Origin of the sequence: Vibrio zhugei (assembly GCF_003716875.1) — a bacterium.
Lineage (GTDB): Bacteria > Pseudomonadota > Gammaproteobacteria > Enterobacterales > Vibrionaceae > Vibrio > Vibrio zhugei.
In genome coordinates, this window is the sequence record NZ_CP033078.1 from 2718606 (window position 1) to 2732409 (window position 13804).

General features: G+C 47.7%; 7 protein-coding genes, 3 tRNA genes and 2 rRNA genes. 1 reads left to right on the forward strand and 11 read right to left on the reverse strand.

The window, feature by feature from the left end; translation table 11 throughout:
• Positions 1-120 precede the first annotated feature (120 nt).
• The 5 genes from EAE30_RS17780 to EAE30_RS17800 all read right to left on the reverse strand — a co-directional run bounded on the left by EAE30_RS17780 (position 121) and on the right by EAE30_RS17800 (position 5267).
• Positions 121-3010 (reverse strand): 23S ribosomal RNA (locus tag EAE30_RS17780).
• A 385-nt stretch (positions 3011-3395) separates the two neighbouring features.
• Positions 3396-3471, reverse strand: a tRNA-Val gene (locus EAE30_RS17785).
• Between the two features lie 27 nt (positions 3472-3498).
• Positions 3499-3574, reverse strand: a tRNA-Lys gene (locus EAE30_RS17790).
• A gap of 2 nt (positions 3575-3576) precedes the next feature.
• Positions 3577-3652, reverse strand: a tRNA-Glu gene (locus tag EAE30_RS17795).
• 71 nt (positions 3653-3723) lie between these two features.
• Positions 3724-5267, reverse strand: a 16S ribosomal RNA gene (locus EAE30_RS17800).
• The 16S and 23S rRNA genes sit together here with 3 tRNA genes alongside, the layout of an rRNA operon.
• Before the next feature lie 639 nt (positions 5268-5906).
• Here EAE30_RS17800 and EAE30_RS17805 point away from each other — a divergent pair.
• A complete protein-coding gene (locus tag EAE30_RS17805) occupies positions 5907-6362 on the forward strand; it encodes an RNA recognition motif domain-containing protein (protein ID WP_123017121.1) in 456 nt (151 codons plus the stop codon).
• Here the strand turns inward: EAE30_RS17805 and murI are convergent.
• The 6 genes from murI to EAE30_RS17835 form a co-directional block, all read right to left on the reverse strand.
• The gene (gene murI / locus EAE30_RS17810; RefSeq protein WP_123017122.1) at positions 6328-7134 is read right to left on the reverse strand and encodes a glutamate racemase; all 807 of its coding nucleotides are present in this window, start codon (positions 7132-7134) and stop codon (positions 6328-6330) included. The two genes, EAE30_RS17805 and murI, sit on opposite strands and share 35 nt — an antisense overlap.
• A gap of 98 nt (positions 7135-7232) precedes the next feature.
• On the reverse strand, positions 7233-9059 hold the full coding sequence (btuB, locus tag EAE30_RS17815; RefSeq protein WP_123017123.1) for a TonB-dependent vitamin B12 receptor: 1827 nt from the start codon (positions 9057-9059) through the stop codon (positions 7233-7235).
• A gap of 358 nt (positions 9060-9417) precedes the next feature.
• On the reverse strand, positions 9418-10815 hold the full coding sequence (locus tag EAE30_RS17820; RefSeq protein ID WP_123017124.1) for an APC family permease: 1398 nt from the start codon (positions 10813-10815) through the stop codon (positions 9418-9420).
• A 38-nt stretch (positions 10816-10853) separates the two neighbouring features.
• Entirely contained in the window at positions 10854-12146 is a 1293-nt protein-coding gene (locus EAE30_RS17825) for an NAD(P)/FAD-dependent oxidoreductase (protein WP_123017125.1), read from the reverse strand.
• A gap of 23 nt (positions 12147-12169) precedes the next feature.
• Positions 12170-12589, reverse strand: coding sequence for a RidA family protein (locus tag EAE30_RS17830; protein WP_123017126.1), 420 nt, complete (start codon positions 12587-12589; stop codon positions 12170-12172).
• Between the two features lie 38 nt (positions 12590-12627).
• A complete protein-coding gene (locus EAE30_RS17835; protein ID WP_123017127.1) occupies positions 12628-13767 on the reverse strand; it encodes an ornithine cyclodeaminase family protein in 1140 nt (379 codons plus the stop codon).
• Between the last annotated feature and the right edge of the window lie 37 nt (positions 13768-13804).

The window sequence follows — 13804 nt, forward strand, 5'->3', positions numbered from 1 at the left end:
TTTATGACTACCGCTTACGCGATACTCATGCAATCTGGAAAGCTGTTTTTTTGGCTCGTAAGCCGTTCTCACACACTCAAGTACTCTATTGAGTCCGTTACAAAACCTTTTTGGTGTTGTATGGTTAAGCCTCACGGGCGATTAGTACAGGTTAGCTCAACGCCTCACAACGCTTACACACCCTGCCTATCAACGTTCTAGTCTCGAACAACCCTTTAGGACGCTTAAAGCGCCAGGGAGAACTCATCTCAAGGCTCGCTTCCCGCTTAGATGCTTTCAGCGGTTATCGATCCCGAACTTAGCTACCGGGCAATGCGTCTGGCGACACAACCCGAACACCAGAGGTTCGTCCACTCCGGTCCTCTCGTACTAGGAGCAGCCCCTTTCAATTCTCCAACGCCCACGGCAGATAGGGACCGAACTGTCTCACGACGTTCTAAACCCAGCTCGCGTACCACTTTAAATGGCGAACAGCCATACCCTTGGGACCGACTTCAGCCCCAGGATGTGATGAGCCGACATCGAGGTGCCAAACACCGCCGTCGATATGAACTCTTGGGCGGTATCAGCCTGTTATCCCCGGAGTACCTTTTATCCGTTGAGCGATGGCCCTTCCATTCAGAACCACCGGATCACTATGACCTGCTTTCGCACCTGCTCGAATTGTCATTCTCGCAGTTAAGCGGGCTTATGCCATTGCACTAACCTCACGATGTCCAACCGTGATTAGCCCACCTTCGTGCTCCTCCGTTACTCTTTGGGAGGAGACCGCCCCAGTCAAACTACCCACCAGGCACTGTCCTCATTCCCGATAAGGGAACCAAGTTAGAACATCAAAACTACAAGGGTGGTATTTCAAGGACGGCTCCATGCAAACTAGCGTCTGCATATCAAAGCCTCCCACCTATCCTACACATGTAGGTTCAATGTTCAGTGCCAAGCTGTAGTAAAGGTTCACGGGGTCTTTCCGTCTAGCCGCGGGTACACTGCATCTTCACAGCGATTTCAATTTCACTGAGTCTCGGGTGGAGACAGCGTGGCCATCATTACGCCATTCGTGCAGGTCGGAACTTACCCGACAAGGAATTTCGCTACCTTAGGACCGTTATAGTTACGGCCGCCGTTTACCGGGGCTTCGATCAAGAGCGTCGACCGAAGTCTAACCCCATCAATTAACCTTCCGGCACCGGGCAGGCGTCACACCGTATACGTCATCTTACGATTTTGCACAGTGCTGTGTTTTTAATAAACAGTTGCAGCCACCTGGTATCTGCGACTCTTTTCGGCTCCAAGAGCCAGTCTCTTCACCTATATAGAGCGTACCTTCTCCCGAAGTTACGGTACCATTTTGCCTAGTTCCTTCACCCGAGTTCTCTCAAGCGCCTTGGTATTCTCTACCCGACCACCTGTGTCGGTTTGGGGTACGATTCCTTACAATCTGAAGCTTAGAGGCTTTTCCTGGAAGCATGGCATCAATGACTTCACACCCTTGGGTGCTCGACGTCGTGTCTCAGCCTTGAGTATCCGGATTTACCTAAATACTCAGCCTACGCACTTGAACCTGGACAACCATCGCCAGGCCCACCTAGCCTTCTCCGTCCCCCCATCGCAATTGTAAGAAGTACGGGAATATTAACCCGTTTCCCATCGACTACGCTTTTCAGCCTCGCCTTAGGGGTCGACTTACCCTGCCCCGATTAACGTTGGACAGGAACCCTTGGTCTTCCGGCGTGGGGGTTTTTCACCCCCATTATCGTTACTCATGTCAGCATTCGCACTTCTGATACCTCCAGCAGACTTCTCAATCCACCTTCAACGGCTTACAGAACGCTCCCCTACCCAATGCGATAAATCGCATTGCCGCAGCTTCGGTTTATTACTTAGCCCCGTTACATCTTCCGCGCAGGCCGACTCGACTAGTGAGCTATTACGCTTTCTTTAAATGATGGCTGCTTCTAAGCCAACATCCTAGCTGTCTGAGCCTTCCCACATCGTTTCCCACTTAGTAATAATTTGGGACCTTAGCTGGCGGTCTGGGTTGTTTCCCTCTCCACGACGGACGTTAGCACCCGCCGTGTGTCTCCCGGATAGTACTTACTGGTATTCGGAGTTTGCAAAGAGTTGGTAAGTCGGGATGACCCCCTAGTCTTAACAGTGCTCTACCCCCAGTAGTATTCGTCCGAGGCGCTACCTAAATAGCTTTCGGGGAGAACCAGCTATCTCCGAGTTTGATTGGCCTTTCACCCCTAGCCACAAGTCATCCGCTAATTTTTCAACATTAGTCGGTTCGGTCCTCCAATTGATGTTACTCAATCTTCAACCTGCCCATGGCTAGATCACTCGGTTTCGGGTCTATATCCAGAGACTGTGCGCCCAGTTAAGACTCGGTTTCCCTACGGCTCCCCTAAACGGTTAACCTTGCCACTGAATATAAGTCGCTGACCCATTATACAAAAGGTACGCAGTCACCCCACAAAGGAGGCTCCTACTGCTTGTACGTACACGGTTTCAGGTTCTATTTCACTCCCCTCACAGGGGTTCTTTTCGCCTTTCCCTCACGGTACTGGTTCACTATCGGTCAGTCAGGAGTATTTAGCCTTGGAGGATGGTCCCCCCATATTCAGACAGGATATCACGTGTCCCGCCTTACTCGATTTCACCACAAATACGTTGCCGGTTACGGGGCTATCACCCTGTATCGCGTGCCTTTCCAGACACTTCACCTGACGCATAAATGGCTTAAGGGCTAATCCGGTTTCGCTCGCCGCTACTTCCAGAATCTCGGTTGATTTCTTTTCCTCGGGGTACTTAGATGTTTCAGTTCTCCCGGTTCGCCTCATTAACCTATGTATTCAGTTAATGATACCTGCTTATGCAGGTGGGTTTCCCCATTCGGACATCGTAGACTCAAGTGGCTCTTACTGCCTCATCTACGCTTATCGCAAGTTAGTACGTCCTTCATCGCCTCTGACTGCCAAGGCATCCACCGTGTACGCTTAGTCACTTAACCATACAACCCAAAAAAGTTTTGGATTGATGAATCAAATCACCAAGGTTTGTCTGCATAACTCTTTGCTTTCACTTTGAAAAGTGAAGACAAAAAGGACATGTTGCAGACTCGATATTGCCGGACTCAATTTTGAATATTCACTGAAAAACAGTGAATCCAAGAACACTTGAATGTGTTTTTGTTTACTTCGTCTAGATTACTAGATGAAATAATTGAGAACTTTTACAAATACTCTTCTAAAAGAGTATTTTTTCAGCTTTCCAAATTGTTAAAGAGCAGAGTATTTCTTATAAAATACACTTTCTAAAGATTTTCAGCGTCACAAATGCCAACCACGCACGTTTTAGTAGTGGTTTGGAATTGGAATCCAAAAATATTTAGAGAGTGGTGGGCGATACCGGGTTCGAACCAGTGACCCCCTGCTTGTAAGGCAGGTGCTCTCCCAACTGAGCTAATCGCCCATGGTATTTTAATTCCCATGGAAGGAATGGTGGGTCGTGCAGGATTCGAACCTGCGACCAATTGATTAAAAGTCAACTGCTCTACCAACTGAGCTAACGACCCAATGGTATCCCGTAGGGGAGTCGAACCCCTGTTACCGCCGTGAAAGGGCGGTGTCCTAGGCCTCTAGACGAACGGGACACTAAGATACTCTTTGCTTTGTCTAAACCATATCAATCTGTGTGAACACTCATCGCAATAATCATTCGTAGTAAGGAGGTGATCCAGCGCCAGGTTCCCCTAGCGCTACCTTGTTACGACTTCACCCCAGTCATGAACCACAAAGTGGCAAGCGTCCCCCCGAAGGTTAAACTACCTGCTTCTTTTGCAGCCCACTCCCATGGTGTGACGGGCGGTGTGTACAAGGCCCGGGAACGTATTCACCGTGGCATTCTGATCCACGATTACTAGCGATTCCGACTTCATGGAGTCGAGTTGCAGACTCCAATCCGGACTACGACGCACTTTTTGGGATTCGCTCACTTTCGCAAGTTGGCTGCCCTCTGTATGCGCCATTGTAGCACGTGTGTAGCCCTACTCGTAAGGGCCATGATGACTTGACGTCGTCCCCACCTTCCTCCGGTTTATCACCGGCAGTCTCCCTGAAGTTCCCACCCGAAGTGCTGGCAATCAAGGATAAGGGTTGCGCTCGTTGCGGGACTTAACCCAACATTTCACAACACGAGCTGACGACAGCCATGCAGCACCTGTCTCAGAGTTCCCGAAGGCACCAAAGCATCTCTGCTAAGTTCTCTGGATGTCAAGAGTAGGTAAGGTTCTTCGCGTTGCATCGAATTAAACCACATGCTCCACCGCTTGTGCGGGCCCCCGTCAATTCATTTGAGTTTTAATCTTGCGACCGTACTCCCCAGGCGGTCTACTTAACGCGTTAGCTCCGAAAGCCACGGCTCAAGGCCACAACCTCCAAGTAGACATCGTTTACGGCGTGGACTACCAGGGTATCTAATCCTGTTTGCTCCCCACGCTTTCGCATCTGAGTGTCAGTATCTGTCCAGGGGGCCGCCTTCGCCACTGGTATTCCTTCAGATCTCTACGCATTTCACCGCTACACCTGAAATTCTACCCCCCTCTACAGTACTCTAGCCTGCCAGTTTCAAATGCTATTCCGAGGTTAAGCCTCGGGCTTTCACATCTGACTTAACAGACCACCTGCATGCGCTTTACGCCCAGTAATTCCGATTAACGCTCGCACCCTCCGTATTACCGCGGCTGCTGGCACGGAGTTAGCCGGTGCTTCTTCTGCAGCTAACGTCAAGAATGGTGTCTATTAAACACCACCCCTTCCTCACTGCTGAAAGTACTTTACAACCCGAAGGCCTTCTTCATACACGCGGCATGGCTGCATCAGGCTTGCGCCCATTGTGCAATATTCCCCACTGCTGCCTCCCGTAGGAGTTTGGGCCGTGTCTCAGTCCCAATGTGGCTGATCATCCTCTCAGACCAGCTAGAGATCGTCGCCTTGGTGAGCTCTTACCTCACCAACAAGCTAATCTCACCTGGGCATATCTTGACGCGAGAGGCCCGAAGGTCCCCCTCTTTGGCCCGAAGGCGTTATGCGGTATTAGCCATCGTTTCCAATGGTTATCCCCCACATCAAGGCAATTTCCCAGGCATTACTCACCCGTCCGCCGCTCGTCAGCAAAGAAAGCAAGCTTTCTTTCTGTTACCGCTCGACTTGCATGTGTTAGGCCTGCCGCCAGCGTTCAATCTGAGCCATGATCAAACTCTTCAATTAAAGTTTTTTGTGGCTCAATGAATACTGACTTCAAAACTGTTATTTACCGAAGTAAACACGTAATTTTAAAGCTATTATCATCATCCCTTATAAATAAGAAGAGAATGATAATGAATTGACTGTGCCAAGATTAACTCAGTTAATCTCGATTGGTCACTCAGTTCATTGAAACCAATTGTGCTTCCTAAGAAGCTATTGATTATCATCAACGAGTGCCCACACAGATTGATAGGTTTAAATTGTTAAAGAGCTTTTCCTTAGCAACGAATCGCTTAATGCGCCGTGGCTAGGGGTGCGTATAATACGCTTAAATATTTTTGAGTCAATCGTTTTTTTAAACTTTTTTCTCAAGCCCGATTACTTAGTTTCCTAAGCCACTTCGTAATATTCGTCTTACTCCGTGTCGGTGTGGCGGCATTATAGGGAGACTGCAGATTATGACAAGTGTTTTTTTACATTTTAATTTCGTTCGCTTAAAAAGCCGTCAAAGTCATAAGTTACGAATAAAATATGAACATTTGAAGGGAGTCACAGCAATCCATTGGAAAAATACCAAGCATGTACGTACTATTCATATATCTATTTTGTGAATAGTAGATATTTCCCTTATTGTTTTCTTCAGAATAAGTAGTATTCGATATGAACTTTACTAAAGATATTTTAATTACCGTAGTTTTAGCACTGATAGGCGCAATCCTTTTTTCTCAGGTTTTCGTGTCGCCAGCTATCAGTTTCCTTATTGGTGTTGTATTAACCGCGTTGGTGTTCACATGGACAGCAAAAACACCAGCGGCTCAAGATGAACCCAATGACAACATGTCTACCACCACACTTTACGTGGGTAACCTGCCTTATAAAGCGAATGAAGCCAATGTGCGTGACTTATTTGCTGAACATGGTGATGTGTTTGCCGTCCGATTGATGAAAGATAAACGGACGGGCAAAAGACGTGGGTTTGGTTTTGTTGTGATGTCTTCAGCGAGTGCGGACCAAACCATTAATGCTCTGAATGAGGCAGACTACATGCAACGTACTTTAAAAGTACGCGTCGCGAATGATCCTAAGCATCCATCGGGTACGGACAGTTTTGAATAATCCCGAATCCTAGTTTGTTTAGTTCCATGTTCAGTGCCGTTTCTTCCCAAGGAGTGGTGCTGGACATTATTCGATGTTTCTCCCTCTGACCTCTATCTTCTTCATCCATCGGTAATGATAACAATTGAGCAACTCGCCTCGCTATCGCCTCTCCAGAATCTACCAATCGAACCTGATTGCCTAGCACTGTCTGAATTTCCTCTTTGATCAAAGGGAAATGCGTACATCCCAAAACGGCCACATCTATTTTATTGTGCAGCGGCGCAAGAATATGTTCTAACTCATGCAAATCAATGCCGTGTCCGCGGAGCTTCTCTTCTGCCATATCGACTAAGCGAGTCGAACCCAGCAGTTCTACTGGCTTATGAGGAGAAAAGTGTTGGATCAGTTCTTGAGTATATGGCCTAGTGACGGTTGCAGGCGTTGCGATCAGACCCACAGCAAGATGCGAGAGTAGTGACGCTGGTTTAATAGCAGGCACCACACCGACGACGGGAATCTGTAATTTTGCACGCAGTGCCGGTAGGACAATCGTACTGGCGGTATTACAGGCAATCACCACAAGATCGATATCGTCTTTTAATACCGCGCGTTGAACAATTCCCAAAACACGCGAAAGCAACGTCTTCTGCTCCAGTTCACCATAGGGATACGCCTCGTTATCAAATGTATACACAATCGATAACTGAGGTAGTCGGGCGATAATGGCTTTATAAACAGAGAGTCCACCGACTCCAGAATCGAAAATGAGTACTTTAGGTTGGCTCGTCACAACTTTCTTCTCATATAAAAAACGCTCTAATCATACTCGCTCTTTTGTCTGCTGCAACGGTCAAAATACGATAAAAAACCGCCCGAAGGCGGTTATCGTTAAAATTGATAGCTCATATTCATATAGTAGGCACGCTCAGCCGCTGGGTAACCTGCAGCCGTGGCGTATTCTTTATCAAATACGTTAGCAATGCGCCCACTCAGCGTCACCTTATTTGTCACGTAGTAATTCATCGATGTATTCACTAAGGCATAGCTGGCTAAATCCACATGAGCGGTCGACGTTGGTCTACGACTAAACCACATATAGCTCACGACCCAATCGATATCATCAAAGTGAGTGGTCGTATTCCACTTATAAATTTGTCTTGAGCGGCGCACCAATTGATGGCCCTCTTTATCTTTGGGCGATTTAATATCAACACTGAGCTGATGGTCGACGATTCCAGTACTCAAGTTGGCTTCGACTTCAATCCCTTTAATATGCGACTGTCCGTCAATATTCTTGGATACATAAGTGGTGGGATCATAACTCAGTAAATTCGAGATCCTTGTATCATACCCTGTGATAGACCAGTCGATAATATTCATTCGGCCAAAGAGACCCACTTCATAGCTTTTTGATTCCTCCGGTGTTAACGCTTTATTACCGTATTTAGGATCATACAATTCATATAAGTTTGGGGCTTTTATACCTGTACCATAGGACGCTCGTAAAGCCAGCTCTGGCATCAACTGATATCCAGCCGCAATATTATACGTTTCGTCTTGACCGAATGCTTCGTTATCATCCATACGTCCACTGGCCTCTAATCGCAATCGGTCCAGTTCTGCGACAATCAATGCATACACAGCGGTATTATCACGAGTGAACTCGCGATTGGTGTTCAGGTTTTTATATCCCGATTGCTGCCAATCGATGCCAGCCGCTGCGGTTATTGCCTCATTAATGTGATAACTGTTTGACCACTTGGCGACACTTTGTGTGACACGATCTCGGGTTGCACTAGCGGACTCTTTACCAAGAGATTGTTGATAGTCCGATTGTTTTTGCTGCTGATAGTTAAATTGCAATAAAGAGTGGTATTGCTGGCCATTAAACTCGCCCCCCAAAGTCCACGACTGATCGTCTTTCTCGGCTTCCATATATTTATGCGAGCCAAACGAAGAATCGTACTGGTAGGTATTTTTAAACAGTCTGCCATTAGCAAACAATGAGAGTTGTTCGGTCACATCATGGGTATACCCCACTAACCCATTATTACTTTTAAAACCATGTTTATCGCCGTCATTAATACCAGGTATAGGATGAACGTTATAACCATCATCGGCCTCATGGCTCACTGCCACATTCAATTGACCATTCTCAGACGTCGCCACTCCTGTCGAGCCGCCAATCTGCTTATAGTCCAAACTGCCTAAACCGATATTGACGTTGGTTCCCTGCTGACGAGAACGTGCCACCGTTATGATGTTGATGACACCACCGATGGCCTCTGAGCCGTATAGAGAGGCCTTAGCTCCACGCACATACTCAATGTGATCGACATAGCTAAGCGGAATTTGATTGAAATCGACCGAACTCTTAGCTGAACGAGCTAAACGCACACCATCCATCAGCACTAGCACTTGCGATGGCCCTGTCCCTCGGATATAGAGGCTCGCCAGTTGCCCTCGCCCACCATTTTGCGAGATTTGCACTCCGGTTAAGCGTTGCAATACATCGGGTAAACTTTTCGCTTGGGATTGCTCAATCTCTTGACGGCTAATCACATCAACATTGGATAGGGTCGAATGTTGAGATTGAGGTAAGCGGTTAGCGGTCACCACAACCGTCTCCATCGTCATTGGCTGTGATTGCGCATGACTTGGCATAGCAATGCAAAATGACGAGGCGAGCGACCCGGCCCAAAGTAATGTCTTCATGGTCATTCCTAAATAATAAAGAGACTGATTAGATGATATAACTCCAATTCAATCACGGTAGTGTTGGGAACCTCAGAGGCCATCCCCTGCAGGGGATGTATCGAGCGCCGCTGCGTCGAAGGCGGAGGTTAACCAAACTTCAGCGGAATTACCAATGGAAAATATCACCGCTCATATGGAGTAATAATAACCGATAGACGGTGCATTTGGAGGCAACGTAGACGAATATCGGATGGATGTGCTCAGGCCTCAGATCTCTTTCTGATGTGATGTTCGCGGCACTAAAGAAAAAAGGGCGCTTAACGGGCGCCCTTTGATTTCAAGTAACAATGGATTGTTTCACGGTAAAAACTTACCGCTAGATATCTGGCTCAAACAAGTTTCGCTTCATGTAAAACTTAACCCAAACAGCACTGATTACGATGACAATAGCCAAAATTCCTCCCGTAATGGAGTAGACAAGCGATGTCATCTCCGGTGACGGTGAGTTATGCAACGCTACATACCCCATACCGATGATCCCTAAGATTTGTGGGAGTGGGTAGAAAGGCGTTTTATAAGGACGTTGATGCTTGGGCAAACGTGTACGCAATACAATGACGTTGATATGCGCCACTATATAGGCCAATAGCCAACTGGTGGTCGCTGCAATGACTAATACCAGCAATGAATCCATATTGAGAAACAAGAATGGAATGGATGTACATGCGGCCATCACCACAATACCAACCCATGGTGCATCAAAACGGTTTAGCGCTTTAAACTGAGGAAAAACCTGATCTTGCATCGCCATGCCATGTAGCATTCTTGGGATGGAGGCCAAAATCGTATTCACGGTGCTGCAAGTAGCCGCCAGTGCCATCACTGTCGCAATCACCAGCCCAGAAGGCCCGAATACCGCACTAATGTAATTCAAATACGGGATTGGAGACCCAACTAAGTCATCAACATTAAGGTAGAGACTCGCACCGTAAGCAAAAGCAAGAAAAATAGCGAAAATGACCAACAATGAAAGATGCATAGCACGCGGAATATTTTTCACTGGGTTTTTCACCTCAGTGATCATCGGACAGATAAACTCCACCCCGACCATAAGCCACATAGCAAGCGCGACTAAACCAATAAAGCTCCCATCAATCACGCCACCAAAACTCCAATCTACGGTAGCTCCGGTCAGGTGAGGATGAGGCTCCCCTAGCCCTGTAATGGCACATAGCCCCACCAAGATAAGAGCGGCCACTAAAATAAACGCCAAGAGATTTTGAACTCGGGCAAAAACGTCCGCGCCCACCAAATTGGTGAGGCTTAACAGAATAAGAATGGTTAAAGGCACGACCTTTTCAGGCAACATATTAGGCAAGATCTGACCCAACATGGCATCCACTAAAAACAACTCTACCGGTAGAGCCAAGACAGCGACCACCACATACCCTGCAAACACGGCAACAATCGCGGGAAAATGGCCTAATGCCTTTTGTGTGTACATTGCCAGCGAGCCCTCCTGCGGAAACATCAGAGATAACTCAGCAAAACTCATGGCATTAAACTGGGCAAAGATGAAAGCCGTCACCATCGCCGCAATAAACGCCATTCCTCCGAGACCTATCCCCTGCGTTGCCGAAATCATGGATCCCTGAACAATAACCAGACCAATGCATATCGCCATCATGGTCAAAAGGCCAATTTTTAGCTTTTGATGCTTAACCGCTGATCCTTCAGCTATATGAATGTTTTTAGAATCGACTAATCCGTTCATATTTCCCTTCCTTAGATTACGTTAATCAAAATACTCCATTACCATCGTGAAAACTTATACGGCTCTGGGTTGATAAGCGGCGTCATGCCACTGACGAGATCGGCGGCCAGCATTCCTGCGGCGGGTCCGGTACCAAATCCATGACCAGAAAAACCGGTCGCAATGGTCAATCCGGGAATCGCGTCAATACTATCAATAACGGGTTTTGAATCCGGAGTGATATCGATCAGCCCTCCCCACTCTTCGGCGATTTCGGCCTCTTGAAAGCTCGGCCAAGCGGCTCGCAGATGAGTCAACGCTTCCTGATTTAATCCTTTGTTATGATCAGGATTCATCACGCGAATTTCCTCAAACATTGACGACTTATTACGTGACCAGCGTTTCGACATTTTCAGATCCTCAATAAAATGTCGTCCCAACGAAATTCTTAAAGCGTCACGTTGGTGCTTCAATTGGCCTAAATAACGGTGCCCAATGAGGAAATGATCAAGCGTGAGACGCGCTTCAATCGCGCCACGCTGCATAATGACAAAGCCCCCATCTAAGTGCTTACGGAATGAAAAGTTAGGTCCTGCAACGGCAATGTCTGTTGGGCCGTCCATCGGTTTTGAGCGCAGTACCGAGCAGATCAAAGGCAGCGACGGTAACGACACACCATGGTGACTCAAAAACGCTTTCGACCAAGCGCCACCAGCTAGGAGAACCTGTTCACACAGGATTTCGCCTTTTTCAGTGACGACCCCGCTCACCTTCCCGCCAGATAAGGACAGATGGCGCACCGCGCAGTTCTGAATAATGACGGCCCCTTTTTCCATCGCAGCTTTCGCCATTGCACTGGTGGCAATCGCCGGTTCCGCTCTGCCATCGGAGGCGGTATAAATGCCCCCCACCCATTGACCTTTTCCTCCTGGAACTTTCGCTTTGATCTCTTCAGTACTCAGTAATGTGGAGTCAAGCTCCAGCGACTTGACAGAATCTAGCCATGCTTCATAAGCGCCCATCTGCTTGGCATTCTCCGCCAAAAACAGAATGCCGCTTTGCTTATAATCCACATCACGATTAACCCTTTTTGACATGCCAGCCCATAGTTCATCGGATGCAAGCGCCAGAGGTATATCCTCAGCATGACGGTTGGTTTTACGTATCCATCCCAAATTACGAGAAGATTGTTCTGCGCCCACAAAGCCTTTTTCAATCACAACCACTGGGATGTTTCTCTCTGCCAGCGTCAGGGCAGCATTGATACCGACAATGCCACCACCGATAATCACTACGCTGGTCCGTGCTGGCTGCTCGTTTGGCGTGTCTACGTATTCAAGTGTTTTAATCATAGGTATCTTCCAGATTTATCTGACTAAGCAACGACAACCGTCTCAACGTCACCACGAGAAGCCCCTCGATATGCGGTCACTTCCAACTCAACTTTGTAAAGTGTCGACCCCAGAGGTGGACAAGTGACCGTTGTGGTGGGATCAATCCCTTTAAACTTACTGCCGATATGTTCCATCACGGCACCGACATCCGCAGGGTTTTGAATAAACACCTTAGAGGTCACCACATCCGCTAAACAGGCATCCACCGCGGCCAATGCCCGTTCAATGTTCGCGAACACTTGGTCTGTTTGCGCAAAAACATCGTCCGGCATTTCATTGGTTTCTGGGTTTCTACCCGCGGTATTCGAAACAAAGATCCAATTATCAACGGCCACCACACGCGAGTAGCTGGCTATTTCTTCGAACTTGGATCCCGTTTTCACTTTGATAATTTTTGCCATCAGTTCTTATTCCATTCTGATTATTGATACACATTGATTTAGCTAAGTACTGGCTCTTCCCACAAATTCAGCGAGACACCAATGTCTTTTTCGATGGCATTGCGGTAAATTTTGGTTGCCCATGCCACGTCTTCTACTGGCATTCCGCCGACAGACATGACAATGATTTCATCATCACTTTGTCGACCTGGGGTCGCCCCTGCCACAATGTCTCCCAAGTCCTCCAATGCACTTTCGGATAACTCACCGGCATCAGCCATGTCCATAAAGCGCATACCAACCAAAGGGATAATGGCGTGCGTCGGTTTAGGCACTTCTTCAAACCAAGCCTGATAGAGCCCTTTGTTATCAAGGACTTTACGTATATCCGCTTGTTCCATCCCCGCATCGAGGCGGCAGCTAGCTGGCATCGCTAAGAAAGCGCCCGGTTTTACCCATTCTCGCTTCACTTCTGGGTAAGTGGACGGATCTCCGGTTTCACCGGAATTACAGTAACTGACCAAATCCGAGCCCCGAACCACCTCTTCGACGGTATCGACCACCTGAACGTTGGTAATTTGCGGGTACGAAGCCGCCAGCCATGTCATAAAGCTGTCTAAACTTTTTTTGCCACGACCTTTAATCTTGATGGTATCGACTTGCGGGCACGCACAGATAAATGCAGCTACCGTGGTTTTTCCCATAACCCCAGGGCCAAGTAAGCCGATCACTTTGGCATCTTTACGAGCGAGATAACGAGCACCGACCCCCGGAACAGCACCAGTACGATACGCCGATAGTAAGTTAGCGGACATGTAGGCCAGTGGTGCACTGGTTTCAATGTCATTGAGAATAAACATCAGAATAGAACGAGGAAGACCTTTCTCTCGGTTGGCGATGTTTGAGCCATACCATTTCACGCCACAGGTTTGGAAATCACCACCTAGATACGCTGGCATCGCCATCAGACGTCGGTCCGCGGTTGGTTTTGGCATACTTGGGAAAGGCGATTCATCGGGAAAGGTAACCATAGCGCCGTGTGAGTCGTTATTGGCTCCCGCCATTCGATAATCCCCTTGATGAAGCAGCGCAAACATCTCCTCCATGGTATCAACGCAGTCAGACATGTTCGTCACGCCTGCTTTAATCATGTCTTGTTCTGAAAGGTATATAAAATCAATGTGAGTGCTGTCTGACATAACGCCACCTATATCCATATAGTTTGTTGATTAAGAC